Source organism: Saccharicrinis fermentans DSM 9555 = JCM 21142 (assembly GCF_000517085.1).
Taxonomy (GTDB): Bacteria; Bacteroidota; Bacteroidia; order Bacteroidales; family Marinilabiliaceae; genus Saccharicrinis; species Saccharicrinis fermentans.
This window is the reverse complement of record NZ_KI912107.1, coordinates 374,194-389,408: the sequence shown is the minus strand read 5'-3', so window position 1 is coordinate 389,408 and position 15,215 is coordinate 374,194. Positions and strand designations below refer to the sequence as shown.

At 37.6% G+C, this 15,215-nt stretch carries 14 protein-coding genes and 1 tRNA gene; 7 read left to right on the top strand and 8 right to left on the bottom strand.

Annotation, left to right across the window (positions count from 1 at the left end; translation table 11 throughout):
• Positions 1–88 precede the first annotated feature (88 nt).
• The 3 genes from CYTFE_RS0101770 to CYTFE_RS0101760 form a co-directional block, all read right to left on the bottom strand.
• Positions 89–1,258 carry an AIR synthase related protein gene (locus CYTFE_RS0101770; protein ID WP_027470405.1) on the bottom strand — a complete coding sequence of 390 codons (1,170 nt, stop codon included), beginning with the start codon at positions 1,256–1,258 and terminating at the stop codon, positions 89–91.
• Between the two features lie 99 nt (positions 1,259–1,357).
• Positions 1,358–1,771, bottom strand: a complete 414-nt coding sequence (locus CYTFE_RS28230) for a hypothetical protein (RefSeq protein WP_052342925.1) — start codon at positions 1,769–1,771, stop codon at positions 1,358–1,360.
• 3 nt (positions 1,772–1,774) lie between these two features.
• A complete protein-coding gene (locus CYTFE_RS0101760; protein WP_027470404.1) occupies positions 1,775–2,353 on the bottom strand; it encodes an RNA polymerase sigma factor in 579 nt (192 codons plus the stop codon).
• A 268-nt stretch (positions 2,354–2,621) separates the two neighbouring features.
• On the opposite strand from CYTFE_RS0101760, the gene CYTFE_RS0101755 reads away from it, so the two are divergent.
• The 3 genes from CYTFE_RS0101755 to CYTFE_RS0101745 all read left to right on the top strand — a co-directional run bounded on the left by CYTFE_RS0101755 (position 2,622) and on the right by CYTFE_RS0101745 (position 5,270).
• Positions 2,622–2,695, top strand: a tRNA-Met gene (locus CYTFE_RS0101755).
• Between the two features lie 302 nt (positions 2,696–2,997).
• Complete coding sequence (locus CYTFE_RS0101750; protein WP_027470403.1) at positions 2,998–4,047, top strand: alcohol dehydrogenase family protein; 1,050 nt, start codon at positions 2,998–3,000, stop codon at positions 4,045–4,047.
• A gap of 53 nt (positions 4,048–4,100) precedes the next feature.
• A complete protein-coding gene (locus CYTFE_RS0101745) occupies positions 4,101–5,270 on the top strand; it encodes an MFS transporter (RefSeq protein ID WP_044214282.1) in 1,170 nt (389 codons plus the stop codon).
• Between the two features lie 569 nt (positions 5,271–5,839).
• Here CYTFE_RS0101745 and CYTFE_RS0101740 read toward each other — a convergent pair.
• The 5 genes from CYTFE_RS0101740 to miaA form a co-directional block, all read right to left on the bottom strand.
• Complete coding sequence (locus CYTFE_RS0101740) at positions 5,840–7,492, bottom strand: AMP-binding protein (protein WP_027470401.1); 1,653 nt, start codon at positions 7,490–7,492, stop codon at positions 5,840–5,842.
• 9 nt (positions 7,493–7,501) lie between these two features.
• Positions 7,502–8,056: a helix-turn-helix domain-containing protein gene (locus CYTFE_RS0101735; protein ID WP_027470400.1), complete on the bottom strand. Its 555-nt coding sequence runs from the start codon at positions 8,054–8,056 to the stop codon at positions 7,502–7,504.
• 444 nt (positions 8,057–8,500) lie between these two features.
• Entirely contained in the window at positions 8,501–8,764 is a 264-nt protein-coding gene (locus CYTFE_RS0101730; RefSeq protein WP_027470399.1) for a hypothetical protein, read from the bottom strand.
• A 374-nt stretch (positions 8,765–9,138) separates the two neighbouring features.
• Entirely contained in the window at positions 9,139–10,539 is a 1,401-nt protein-coding gene (locus CYTFE_RS0101725; RefSeq protein WP_027470398.1) for an adenylate/guanylate cyclase domain-containing protein, read from the bottom strand.
• Between the two features lie 170 nt (positions 10,540–10,709).
• Positions 10,710–11,636, bottom strand: a complete 927-nt coding sequence (gene miaA, locus CYTFE_RS0101720) for a tRNA (adenosine(37)-N6)-dimethylallyltransferase MiaA (RefSeq protein ID WP_027470397.1) — start codon at positions 11,634–11,636, stop codon at positions 10,710–10,712.
• Between the two features lie 94 nt (positions 11,637–11,730).
• On the opposite strand from miaA, the gene CYTFE_RS0101715 reads away from it, so the two are divergent.
• The 4 genes from CYTFE_RS0101715 to CYTFE_RS0101700 all read left to right on the top strand — a co-directional run bounded on the left by CYTFE_RS0101715 (position 11,731) and on the right by CYTFE_RS0101700 (position 15,018).
• Positions 11,731–12,339, top strand: a complete 609-nt coding sequence (locus CYTFE_RS0101715) for a Yip1 family protein (protein ID WP_027470396.1) — start codon at positions 11,731–11,733, stop codon at positions 12,337–12,339.
• 49 nt (positions 12,340–12,388) lie between these two features.
• Entirely contained in the window at positions 12,389–12,847 is a 459-nt protein-coding gene (gene smpB / locus CYTFE_RS0101710; RefSeq protein ID WP_027470395.1) for an SsrA-binding protein SmpB, read from the top strand.
• A 124-nt stretch (positions 12,848–12,971) separates the two neighbouring features.
• Positions 12,972–13,523, top strand: a complete 552-nt coding sequence (locus CYTFE_RS0101705) for an RNA polymerase sigma factor (RefSeq protein ID WP_027470394.1) — start codon at positions 12,972–12,974, stop codon at positions 13,521–13,523.
• Between the two features lie 7 nt (positions 13,524–13,530).
• Positions 13,531–15,018, top strand: a complete 1,488-nt coding sequence (locus CYTFE_RS0101700; RefSeq protein ID WP_027470393.1) for an outer membrane beta-barrel protein — start codon at positions 13,531–13,533, stop codon at positions 15,016–15,018.
• The last annotated feature ends 197 nt before the right edge of the window (positions 15,019–15,215 follow it).

Below are 15,215 nucleotides of genomic sequence, written 5' to 3'. Positions count from 1 at the left end.
CTTATATAAAACCTGAAATTATCATATAATACATTTACTTGCCTCTAAATTAAATTACCCCTAGCCATTCATCACAAGCCAATCCATTCTAATATTTAAAAGTTCCGTACTCACTTTGGATGGTTAATTCTTTTACTTCACTTGCTTCACATCGTCCAACAATCTGGGCATCAATATTAAACGACTTACTTATCTGAATCAAATCAGCAGCAATTTCTTCCGGCACATACAACTCCATGCGATGCCCCATATTAAACACCTTATACATCTCATCCCAGGGCGTACCAGACTGCTCTTGTATGGTTCTAAATAAAGGAGGAACCGGAAACAAGTTATCCTTGATCACATGTAACTGATCCACAAAGTGCAGTACTTTTGTTTGCGCACCTCCCGAACAGTGTACCATCCCATGTATTTGAGAACGATATTTATCCAACATACTTTTAATAACCGGCGCATAAGTTCTGGTCGCAGAAAGCACTAGTTTACCAGCATCCATATCAACCCCATCTACCGCATCGGTTAGCTTTAACCCCCCTGCATATACCAAATCAGAAGGCACAGTGGGGTCATAACTTTCGGGGTATTTGTCTGCCAAATAATGGGCAAATACATCATGACGAGCAGAAGTAAGTCCATTACTCCCCATTCCTCCATTGTATTCTTTTTCGTAGGAAGCCCTACCCGACGAAGACAGTGCAACGATCACATCACCGGCCTCAATATTTTTATTATCAATCACATCAGATCGTTTCATACGACATGTCACTGTGGAATCAACAATGATAGTACGAACCAAATCACCCACATCAGCCGTTTCTCCTCCTGTTGAATAAATGGAAATACCCATCTCTCTAAGTTCGGCCAACAATTCTTCTGTTCCGTTGATGATGGCCGAAATCACCTCACCGGGAATCAAGTTTTTATTCCTGCCAATAGTCGAAGAAAGAAGTATATTATCCGTAGCTCCCACACAAAGCAGATCATCCAGATTCATGATCAACGCATCCTGTGCAATTCCTTTCCATACAGAGATGTCTCCTGTTTCTTTCCAATACAAGTATGCCAATGATGATTTTGTTCCTGCACCATCGGCATGCATAATATTGCAATATGCCTCATCTCCGCATAAAATATCGGGTATTATTTTACAAAACGCTTTGGGATATAAACCTTTGTCGATGTCTTTTATGGCGTTATGCACATCTTCCTTGGATGCGGAAACCCCTCTTTGATTGTACCTTGAATCTGAACTCACTGATTACTTAATTTACAAAATTCGGAGCACAAAAATAATACAATTATTTGGGAAAATAGGATATCTCACTACCTTATAAGTAGAAAAGCTATTTTATTTTCAACTCTTAACAAGACTGTTGATCATTTTATCGATCACCAATAGCATAATGATAGCAGCTACAACAAAATAAACCACAGAGGGTACATGTGCAAATTCCGACAAGGAACTACGCATCAATTGAATAAAAGATTCTTGCAGCTCATAGATTCCAAACATAGAATCTTTCGTTCCAATTTGCTTCACATCAAAAAGATATATCAGTATTCCCGCCAACACCACAGAAACGCCAATCCAAACTTTGCTCCTGACACTCACCTTAGTATTCAGCACTTGAGGCTGACTCACCCACTCTTGCAACACAATATTCATCGTTCGTTTTGTGAATTCATCAGAAGGCTCCAGCGGACCAAAGGATTCAAAAAACTCCTTTACCAACTTGTCGTTTTCCATATGTTTTTCTGTACTTTCCATTATTCAAATGTCCATTAAAAAACGTGCATGGCCATTCATCATTATCTGCAATTGCTCGTGCAATTTTTTTCGGGCTCTATGTAATTTCACCTTCACATTACTTATCGAATACCCGGTAAGAGAGGCCAACTCCTCAATATTTAATTCCTTATAATAATACAAAATCAATAAAAAACCATCATCCCCCTTTAACCTGCTGATGGCTTCATGAACGATTTGTTTCCTATCCTGCTGCTCCATAACATCAGCTTGCCCTTCATCAAACTTCACTAAACCTTGTACATCTTCATCAATAGATTGCCATTGATGCTTCTTTAATCTCACCTTACTGAGGGCTGTCCTATATACAATCTGATACAGCCAAGTACTAAATTTAGATTTTCCCTGAAACGAATCCAAGTTTTTGTAAGCTTTCACAAAGGCATCTTGTGCCACTTCTTCGGCATCTTCCTTGTTTTTAGTGATACTAATAGCCAAGGTATATGCCATACATCTATACCTATGAACCAAAACCGAATAGGAAGAGACATCTCCTTGCTTAATCTGCTTTAGAATTATTTTATCACTTTGCTTACTATCCATTCTATACAATTTGACGCTTACCAGCACAAACAAGTTACAACGGAAGTAAGTTTTTTTCAATATACACAAATGACAAGACCGACGATTTTAATAATCTATTTTTTTCAAAGACATAAAGTATTGACAAGTAATAACATATATTGTAGACAAAAAAAAATATCGTTTTTTTCCCTATTCTCTATTGGTTAATAACAAATAATCACTTACATTTGCAACCGCAAAAACGAAATGAGTGTTGTAACAAAACAAAGCGTTTTTGTGAACATAGGGCGAGGTAGCTCAGCTGGTTAGAGCGCGTGATTCATAATCACGAGGTCGGCGGTTCAAGCCCGCCTCTCGCTACTAAAACAAAGCACTTACAATTAATTTTGTAAGTGCTTTTATTTTTAATACATTTCGCAACCTTCAAGACATCACGAAGAGCCTGAGACCAGTTCACAAAACAAAAGCAACACATACATCTCAGGATGAACGCTTTATTTTACATTCTGCAATAAAACAATAATAAGCTAAGATTTGCACAGATTAATGAAGTTTAGCTATTTTTTAAACATATGAAACGAGCCATGAGAGTGATCTCTCACACAGGTGAATGATTATCACGGCAAGTTCCATATGACCATTAAGAAACAAATTATAAACATATGAAAAAAATACCAAAAAAAATGAACGGTGTCTATCTAATGGGACACGGCGACATAAACATGTTGGAATTTAGAAAGGACATCCCCGTTCCTACACCAGGCCCCAATGAAGTATTGATAAAAGTTGGAGCAGCAGCTGTAAATAATACAGATATCAACACACGAAAAGCTTGGTATTCCAAGAAAAACGGAGACAGCAATGATGCCAGCTGGTCCGGTGAAGCTATGAAATTTCCTAGAATTCAAGGTGCTGATGTTTGCGGTCACATTGTTTCTGTGGGAAAGGACGTAAGTAGGAAACGAGTAAATGAACGGGTCATTATTGAACCCTGCTTAAAAGAAGCGAATGGACATACGCTTCCTCAACCATGGTATTTTGGCTCTGAATGCGATGGTGGTTTTTCCGAATATACGGTCGTTTCATCCAGACACGCCTTTGCCATAGAAAGCGACCTTAGCGACGTGGAACTGGCATCTTTTCCTTGTTCATACTCCACCGCAGAAAACATGCTATCCCGATCGCATGTCACCAAAGGCGAAACCGTATTAATTACTGGAGCCTCCGGAGGTGTTGGATCGGCTACTGTTCAATTAGCTAAGGCACGGGCTGCGAGAGTCATCGCCATAACTAGCAAAACAAAAAAAGAAAAGGTTTTAAAAATAGGTGCAGACGAAGTTATATTAAGAGACGAAAATATCATCGAAAAATTGGGTGAAAATTCCATCGATGTTGTCATTGATTTAGTCGCAGGAAAACAATGGCCCGATTTAATAAACGCGCTCAAACCACGCGGAAGATATGCGGTAGCTGGAGCCATTGGGGATCCGCACGTAAAGCTAGACATACGAACGCTTTACTTAAAAGATTTATCTTTTTTTGGCTGCACAATTCTCGAAGAAAACATTTTCCCAAACCTAATCAAACTTATCGAAAACAAAGATATTTCACCATTAGTTTCAGCAACATTTCCTCTAAAAGATATCGCTAAGGCTCAACAATTATTTCTTGACAAAAAACATGTGGGTAAAATTGTTTTAAAAGTTGTTTAAAGATCTTACAAAGCAAGCGTAACTGATTCGATGTTAAATTTTGATTTATACCAATGAAAGAAGAACAAACATCTAAGAAATTTCAATCCGGAAATGTAATTTTAATCGCTGCATCACATATGTTGCACGACATCTATTCTTCTTTTCTGGCTCCACTTCGACCATTACTAATAGAAAAATTTGGTGTCTCATTGGCTTTGGCTTCCATATGGGATCTAATAATGCGCATTCCTTGGTTTCTAAACCCTCTCATTGGCATCATTGCAGAAAAAACAGCAGCCAGGTATTTTGTTATCGTAGCTCCTGCCATTACAGCCATAGCCATGAGCCTACTGGGGATAGCTCCATCCTTTACCATCATCTGCGTATTACTCTTCACCATGGGAATCAGCAGCGCAGTATTCCACGTCCCCTCCCCCACAATGGTGAAACGCTTATCCGGCAAACAAACAGGAAGAGGAATGAGCTACTATATGTTTGGAGGTGAACTAGCCAGAACAGCCGGTCCACTCATCATCACCGCCTCCGTTTCATACTGGGGACTTGCAGGCACATGGAAATTGATACCATTTGGACTAACAGCTTCCTTCATCCTATTCTTCAAACTTAAAAACATTAAAATATCCAATGAAATAAAGAATAAGAAATCAGAAAAAGGAGAAATACTATTGGCCTTAAAAAAATATTTACCATTCTTTTCGGTTCTCATCGGCTTTACCATTTTCAGAGCTGTCATGAAATCTAGCCTAACCGCCTTTTTACCAACCTTCTTCTATTCAGAAAGAGGAGAGACTTTATGGTTTGCTAATTCAGCCCTGGCAGTCTTTCAGTTAGCTGGAGCAGCCGGAACCATATTATCGGGAAGCATTTCCGACAGAATAGGTCGGGTTAACACCCTATTAATCATCAGTATTATCTCTCCCTTTATCATGCTCTTATTTATCCAATCCCAAAATTGGCTCTCCTTGGTCTTTCTAATCATATTAGGATTTTTTGTATTTGCTCCTGGACCAGTACTTATAGCTCTGGTACAGGATAGATCCAAAGAATTTCCTGTGTTTATGAACAGCATTTATATGACCGTAAATTTTGTTTCTGCAGCCTTAGCTGTATTCTTTGCAGGAGCCATGGGAGACTGGCTCGGTCTTGAAAAAACATATTTTATTGCCTCCATACTGGCATTGGGTGCCATCCCCTTTGTTTTATGGTTAAAAAAGAAATAAATCTACGGCAAAGCATACTAAATATGGATCACGCACAAAAGTTGGGTCTGTGAAAAATAAGTATTTATTTAGCTATTAAATAGAAACGGATAAAATAAATTGTGAAAGAAGAACTATCATTGGAGCTATCGGTGGCTCTATTTTTACCAGCAGGAATATTAGATTATTTCCAGATCGTATCCTATCGGAAATCTTCAAGCGGAAAGCATATTTTAAACTAAGGATTTGAAGTTAAAGGTGTTGATATTCTATTTTAATAATAATTTCAAGTATAACGAAAGTCTTTACAATTTATCCATAACCATATTCAAGAACTCTCATCTAAAGGATATCTTCTATTAATGTACACAGCTATCAATTAATGAACCACAGGGCAGGCCAGAACAATAGCCCCAGAGCCGGCGTTAGCAAGAGACTATAACCCACAAAATGCACCAAAAAATCCATACAGAAGTTCTAATGCACTTTGGGACTTTAATCAAATCAATATGAACATAATCTCTTCATTCCAGACGATAAAGATAAATACCAAGAATCACATCCATCACCATTTTGTGGCTGCAAGAAAACTATTTATGTTTTCTGATCTCTGTGCGACGTATCTTACCACTAATCGTCTTGGGCAACTCTTCAACAAATTCAACCACCCGTGGATATTTATACGGAGCGGTTACTTTTTTAACATGAGACTGAATATCGACAACCAGATCATCAGAGGCAACATAGCCCTTTGCCAGAGTTATAGTAGCTTTTACAACTTGTCCTCTGACGGGATCTGGCACTCCCGTAATAGCACATTCAACCACTGCAGGATGAGACATCAGTGCACTTTCCACTTCAAAAGGCCCTATTCTATAACCGGAACTTTTTATCACATCATCCGCACGTCCCACAAACCAAAAATAGCCATCCTGATCCTTCCAAGCAGTATCTCCAGTATGATACATTCCGTTTGACCACACACTGTTTGTATAATTTTTGGCCCGATAATAACCTGAAAACATACCTACGGGCGTTTTCTCTTTTGTCAGTATCACGATCTCACCCTCTTCGCCTACTTCAACAGGTTCATCGTTCTCATCCACCAAAAGCAATTCATAGCCGGGAGCTGCTTTACCCATAGAACCAGGCTTAGGCGTAACACCCGGGAAAGTACCTGATACCACTGTTACTTCTGTTTGCCCATAAGCTTCACACAGCTCAATACCAGTATAACCTTTAAATTTCGAAAACACAACAGCACTCAATGGCTCTCCTGCAACCGTACAATGTTTCAACGACGACAAGTCATATTCACGCAATCCATTCTGAATCAAGAAACGATAAATCGTTGGTGGAGCACAAAATGTAGTAACACCAAACTTTTGAATATCAACCAGTACATCTGTGGGGGTAAACTTTTTATATTCCGCAACAAAAACCGCACTACCACATAACCACTGTCCATAAATCTTTCCCCATACAGCTTTGGCCCATCCAGTATCTGCCAAAGTATAATGTAAACCACCATCAATTACCCTATGCCAATATCGAGCTGTTGTGATATGTCCCAATGGGTAAGTAAAACAATGCTCAACCATCTTTGGATCACCTGTTGTTCCGGAAGTAAAATACAGCAGCATGGTATCTTCATTTTTTATTCGATTAACCCCTGTTGGTCGCTCAAAAACTTCTGACATCCCTTTTATACCTTCATGCAGATTAGACCATCCTTCCCTTTGACCTTCAATAAGCACCCGTATTTTTAATGAATCGGAAACTTCCATCGTTTCATCCACTGCTTGCAACAAACGCTCATCATGAATAGATACGATCGCCTTTATACTCGCCTTTGTATTTCTGTATAAAATATCTTTTTTAGTCAACATATGTGTAGCTGGCACAGCGATGGCACCAATACGGTGCAGCGCAAGCAAACAAAACCAAAATTCATAACGATTTTTTAGCATTACCATCACCGCATCACCCTTATTGATTCCTAAAGACTTAAAATAATGCGCTGTCCGACTACTTGCTTTACTCAAGTCTGCAAAAGTAAACCTTTTTACATCCTCTTGATCATGCCATACCAAAGCTTCTCTATCCGGAAATTCCAGTCCGGCTCGCTCCACCACATCATAGGCAAAATTAAACTCATCGGGTACATTTAATTCATAATGTTGATAAAAATCTTCATACGAATTATATTCTCTAAAATTATTAATGTAATCTTTATAATACATCTGCTCTTACTATGCTATTATTATTGCTAAAAATTTAGCTTCTTTATTATCTAACGCTTTCATTCCATGCTGTTTGCTACAATGAAAATACAAACAATCACCTTCTTCCAGTATCACTTCATGATCTTCAATTTTTACCATTAGCCTGCCTTCAATCACATAATTGATTTCCTGCCCTTCGTGGCTACTCTGTTCTAACCTTTCATGCTTAGGAAAGACCGTCACCAAAAATGGTTCAGCCTTCTTTCCTTGGAAATTATAGGCCAGATTCATATAACTATATGGTTTATTCCTATTCACTTTAAGTCCGCGACCAGCTCTTACCACAGAAAAATCTTGCAGACGCGGCTCGCTACCTGTCAATAAGGCAACTAGTTCTACCTTAAAATAACTGGCGAAACTATAAAGAAAACCAACCGGAATGTCCACAAGTCCTTCTTCATAACTACTGTACGTATCTTTATCGATACCTAATGCCTCACAAGCGGCATCCATACTACAATCACACACCTCACGCAGAACTTTCATGCGTGCGGCAATGGCTTTAATTTTATCTTGATTCATATTTTTCTCCCTACCTTTAGGTAAATAATATTCTGATGGTTTACAATGTCAGACAGATTTAATACTTTATTTAAAAAAAAGCTACAACACAGCATATGATCCACCAAGAAACAGATATTTACAAAAAGTAAACTACCCATTACTCAATAGCCATAAAGCCTAATTTTTACCCTTTTCTTAGCTAGTATTAGAAAAAACAACTGTTTTTCTTGCAGACACTATTGCAGATGCAGATTTAAGAGCTACTATCTCCTTAATACGAATAAATGTTTGTGAAGTGCAATTTTAATAAATTTCAGATAGAATACAAACATTCGACAGAAACATTCCAAAAATAATGAATATAAAAATATCATTACCCTTCCATACCTTCAACTATTCCTTCATTGCCACCAATATCAGACTTGACAAACAATAAGGACAATACGATGGCATATACATCCCTTACGGCACAACAATCTCTAAATCATCCGTATGCTTATCAAATATAAAATTTTCTTTGTAGTTAATCTTCTCATTCTCCAACGAGACACAATACTCTCCATACTCCTCAAATTCAAACTCATATCCCGATTTCAGATCCATCTGGGATACGATATCCACTTTTTTTGCATCTCCTTCAATGGTGATTTTAAGATCTGCTTTATTGGACAAGTCTCCAATGCTTAATAAGTTCTCAAACTCCACCCAAATAATTACTTTCTTCATATAACATCCATAAGGAATTCTTACACCGATCTTTTTCTATTTGAAATAAACACAATTCTTCTCTTCAACACTGCCTACACTCGTGTTTTTGATTTTGCGACACAAAACTAAGGTATTTTTTTATTCCACAAGTATTCTTCTGAATTTTTCAAGCATAAACAAAATCACAGCTCCCAAAGTGATGGTATAAACAGAGGTAAATAGTCTTTGCAAGAAAACTCCAAATACTGCGTTATTCTCATTTTTGAAACAGTCGTTTTCTTGCAGCCACTAAATAGTTTACGACTACTACAAACAACCTATGCAACTTAAAACGTAAGCGAATCCGATCACCATAAACGGAACCTCAACCCCACACAGAATAATACGGATTCCTATTGATCCATGGATGCAGAAGCCAATAAAAGTTCCAATCGTTCAATCTGCTTATTTTTGTTTACCTCTCGGAGATGTTGTGCTGTATTGGTATAATATTGATGCTTACGAATAAAAGTCAATTGTCTTTGGTTCCACTCATTAAAGGAGCCAATCATATTCCGTACTTTTAACTCTTCGTAAAGCATATTTGATACCGGAATAAAATCTGTTCTTCCCAGATAATCCAAATCTGAATCACAAATTACCTTTTCTAAAATATTTTTAGGTTCAGGTGGAAACTTAGTCGCCATAATCAAATCACAGATCGTAGCCATCATATCGTCTGAAAAATCATATTTGGCCAACATATTTCTGGCTATCACCGTTCCATGTAGCTCATGCTCATCATAACTAATCACATGTCCTGAGTCGTGAAACAAAGCAGCCAGTTTCACCATCAAAATCTCCTCTTCACTCAGTCCCTCGGCCCAGCCAATCAACTCAACTTCTGTAACCACATCAATGGTATGCTTTATGTTGTGATAAAAGAGGTTTTCTGGCAAATTCTGCTCCATCATATCCAGCACTTCTTCTTGGATATCTAAAAACTGAATCAACGAATACTTAACATCAAAGGTCTTGTTCTTTTTTCCTTTATGTTCAGCATCCTCCAGTTGAGGTAGTATACCATCTACTTGGTACACTTCCACAAATCCCTTATACTTAACGGGAATATCCCCCAACATACCACAACTAAAAAATTCCTTTACCAATTCGTAAGTCATGGCTGAAATATTTACTTTATTAGAGGAGCTGGCCTTACCAATACGACTGGTAAAATTAACCGCCTCGCCTGCCAAGCGGAATGGCGTAGCCTTTCTTCCTGTTGGTTCTGCCAAAACGGGTCCTGTATGTATGCCGATGCTTAATTCCCAAAATGCCGTATTATTCTCTCCTCCATTAATATCGATAGCTGCCTGTCGCATTTCAAAAGCCGCTAAAATAACATCTATGGGATTTGTACTGTTTTCTTCCATCATACCGCCACCATAGATAAACACATCACCCACCGTTTTAATTTTTACAATATGATACCTTTTAGCAATGGTATCAATGGTTAATTGAAGCTCATCCAACTTATCCATGAGTCGTTCTGCATTCGGATGACCACTCAGCTTATGAAAGCCCTCAATGGAAGCATAAAGTAAGGAAGCTCTTTTAAAACGATGAATTTTTTTTCGGGATATCTTTTGATCTTCATCATCGAACGAAAAGCTGGATAATAAACTCAGGTACTTGTCGTTTTGTTTCTGAATAAAATTGTATCGACTTACAATCTCATTCATTTTGCGCTTAAGTTCCTTATTTCGGTTGGCAAGCTTTGAAATTCTACCTATATATAAATCTATATTATCCATAAATCCTCAATTCTATCTACGTTTGAATGCAGCGTAACATAGCTTACGGACATCAGAAGAAATTGTTTACTACAGAGCAGAATATTTGCATCAAACCATGCTTTTTTCCTTTAAACCCTCCTATTTCACTGATCAAATAAAAATAAACTTAACTTACACATAATACAAGATCAGCCTTGTAACAATTCTTTAATCTTAGATAATCTATCTTCAATAGAATCATTGGCGTCTACCCAATGAATCTGAAAACCATTTCTTTCCATTTTTCTAAACCATGTCATCTGACGTTTCGCAAACTGATGAATAGCGATATTTAATCTTTCGAACATTTGCTCGAAGGATAGCTCTCCCATTACGTATAGCGTCAAATATTTATATTCCAGACCATAATATAATAAATCTTCGGCATTTACACCAGCCTCCAATATCCTTTTTACCTCTTCCACCATCCCTTCTTTTAATCTGGATCGCAAACGTTGGGTAATCTTCTCTCGTCTTTTTTCTCTATCAATATGCACGCCTATGATTAAAGGACGTAGTTCTGGCAATTCCACCTCTATTTCCGGATGACTCTGATAGTAGGTCTCTATTTCAATGGCCCTGATTGCTCTCTTTTTTGTATCCACTTCAGTGGTATTATGCAAGCGCTTCATCGAAGACAAAACACCCGCCAACTCATCCAGGGTATTACTTTCCAATTTCTTGCGCAGCATTGGGTTTGAAGGCACCTGGATCATTTTATAACCATTTAACACAGCCTCTATGTACATACCCGTTCCTCCGCACATCACCGGAAATTTATCTCTACGATGGATATCTTCAAATGCCTTAAAAAAATCTCTCTGATATTCATAAACATTGTATTTATAACCTGCATCAGCTATATTAATCAGGTGATAAGGTACTTGCTGCCCCTCCACCACATATTCATCTAAGTCTTTCCCTGTACCCAAGTCCATATTTCGATATACCTGACGAGAGTCAGCACTGATAATTTCTCCGTTGATCTCATATGCTAAGGGCACTGCTAAGGCGGTCTTTCCACTGGCTGTAGGTCCCAATACTACCAGTAAATTATATTTATTAGAATTAATCATAAAGCAATTGACTCGATTTTTTATACTTTTGCCCCACAAAGCTAATTAATTTAGTACGTTTTTTTAATGCACATAGGTTTTAAATAAGGATAATATGGAAGCCACAAAAAAACAGGAAAGCCTAGGCGAAAAGTATAAAAAATTATTGGTAAGAACCAAGAATCTTCTTATTGCACCCAAACAAGAATGGGATTCCATTCATAAAGAAAAGTCTGACATCAATAATATTTTAAGTGATTATGTATTGCCCTACCTTGCGACGTTATCGTTGATTACATTTATCAGCTATATTGCTTCACACCAGGGCTACCCATTTGAAACAGCGCTAAAAAAAGCACTGTCGCAGTTTGCCTCCTTCTTTTTTGGTCTATACATTTCTCATTTTATAATCCTTAAAATCATACCTAAGTTTACATTAAACACCTTCAGCAACAATTTAAAGCTTCTATCATTTAAGATTTCGGCGTATAATTCTATTATTTTATATCTCATAGTAATTATCACTTCGCTAATCCCTCAGATATACTTTTTACAATTTATAGGGATATATACCATATATTTGGTTTGGCTGGCCACCAAAGGTATGGGAGAGTTTGAATCACGTGACCTCCGAGTTGTTTTTACCATAATAGTAAGTTTACTACTGATGTTTGTTCCTTACTTTATTTCAATTATATTTATCGAAATAGTTGGATTTTATTAAAAAATTCCACTTTATTTCCGTCCAATTATCAACATCTATTGCAACCATCATGTCGAAACAAAATAAAATTAACATACGCAACAAAAAAGCCTACTTCGATTACGAAATACTAGAGAAATTCGTAGCAGGAGTACAATTGTCCGGCACCGAAATAAAATCCTTAAGACTAGGAAAAGCAAGCTTGGTAGAAGCCTACTGCTACTTTATAAACAATGAGCTTTGGGTAAGGGGCTTTAATATATCTGAATATTTTTTTGGCACATACAACAACCACATGCCATTGCGCGAACGGAAGCTTTTGTTGCATAAAAAAGAACTCAGCAAACTAGACAGGAAGACAAAAGAATCAGGTCTCACCATTATTCCTCTTCAAGTATTTATTACAGAAAAAGGATGGGCCAAATTAGAAATAGGACTGGCCAAGGGTAAGAAAAGCCATGACAAAAGAGAAACACTTAAAACCAAAGATGCCAAGCGCGAAATAGATCGCATTAAAAAAAACTACTAGTTTGCATGCCCCACACGCAACCTTTGTGAACCAGATTCATCTAGCCTAAAACATTATCTTCAATTTTTTTTGAGCAAAAGCTGTAAAGATTTAACTTAGAAGCAATGAGGATAATTTAAAAAGCGTGGAGAATCTGGTTGAAATTATAAAACGATGTCAAAAAAACAGTGCTAAAGCGCAAAAAATTCTGTACCAGAATTTTTCGCCGTGGTTACTGGGTGTCTGTATTCAATATTGTAAAGACAGAACGGAGGCAGAGGATAATTTACAAGAAGGGTTCATCAAAATATTTAAAAACATACATAAGTTTAGGTTTGAAGGCTCATTCGAAGGCTGGATGCGTAGAATAATGGTAAACACAATTATTGAATCCTTCCGTAAGAAGAACCCCCTTTATTTGGTGGACTCCATAGAACAATATCAGATAGAATACGAAGACACCAGTCCTGAACCACCTGCATATTCAACCAAAGAACTGCTTGAGTTAATAGAATCTTTGCCTCCTAAATATAAACTTGTATTTAATTTATATGCACTGGAAGGACTTACTCATCAAGAAATTGCAGCATCACTGGGGATATCAGTGGGCACTTCCAAATCGAACCTATCACGAGCCAGAAAAATTTTAAAACAAAAGCTAATAAAAAAAAGCAATAAAGAATCGCAAACAGCATGAACAAAAGATGAATACGAACAAAGATATAGATCATATATTTAAAGATGGACTTGCCAACTTCTCGGAGACACCTCCTGCCCATGTGTGGGATGCAATTCAGAAAGAGCTACAAGCTACCCAAAACAATAAAAAAGTCATCGTTTTTTGGAGAAGCATAGCTGCTGCATTTATTGGACTTATAGTATTGGGAGGACTATTGTATCGTCACACAACAAACAACAGCCTCATCGCGGACAAAAATAGTATAAACACAAACATCACAACAGCACTCGAAAGTACTGATAGTACGAATGACACTGCACATATAGGCTATACCAAAGAAATAAACGAGATTACAGATAAACCAAAACCAACAACAAGATATACTACCCATGAAGCCCTAGTGGCCTACGAAAATAACACACAAACAATATCACACAAAGCAAGCAGTAGCAACCAAGCGAAGCCAATCACTCCACCCAAAGGCAGTGCACCACAATCTGCGCCCATGACCAGCAACCATATACCAGACAAAACAACTACACACGCGCTCTCTACTGCTCACCCTTTAAGAACGGCACAAGACCTTCATATTGCCAGGGCATTACCTGTTGATGCTACCCAACTCTTCTATTCTCAAAACCAACAAGCCATTATTCATTTAATGAAACAAGCTACCATCAAGCCACTCTTTAGCACAAACAATCCCTCTGATGAGAACGAAGAGAATAAAAAAAGAGCGCTCCAGTTTGCCTTAGGAGGTCAATTTTCCCCCAGTTATTCTTATCGAGAAACACAAGCATCAACCGCCAATCAAACAAAAGCGGTTGACGAAGATGGAATTATGACTTATACAGGTGGTATCCATCTACATATCAAAACCAGAAAAAGATGGGGTGTAGAAACCGGCTTATACTATTCTCGTATGGGTCAAAAATTTAGCAACCCTCTCCTTGGCCGATCAGAAAACATGCTCTACAGTGCCTCCTTTAGTGCAGGCGTGCGCAGTACAGAACCCAACTTGCAAAACTCCATGGGTCAAATCAAACTTAAAAGCACAGCACAACAGGACCTGATTATGGATGTGTCCAAATCCAGTGCCAATATGCAAGTCAATGCCGACAGCAAAAATACCTATACTTCAAAAGATCTTGATCTTATAAAAGTGCAACAAGAACTGGACTATATTGAAGTCCCCTTCCTTTTACGCTACAACATTTTAGATAGGTCAGTGGGGCTTTCTATCTCTGGTGGTATGAGTACGCATTTCTTAATAGGCAATAGCGCCTATAAATTAGAAAACAGCTCGAAAAATAAAATAGGGGAAATGGAAGATATAAACAATATCAACTATTCCGCTATCATTGGTTTAGGATTACGAACTCCCTTATTCAAATCTTTGGACTTTAACTTTGAACCGAGAATTAAGTATTTCATGAACTCAGTAACAGAAAAAGGAAGCAGTTATAAACCATACTCCGTAGGCATCTACACCGGTATTAGTTATACCTTTTAACTCGTCAACTTAATATCTCTTCTGGTAAAAATAGAGCCACCGATAGCTCCAATGATAGTTCTTCTTTCACAATTTATTTTATCCGTTTCTATTTAACAGCTAAATAAATACTTATTTTTCAACAGACCCAACTTTTGTGCGTGATCCTTTCTTATATTGTAATATTATACTTTTTGAATTTCCCAGGCTTGTGAAAA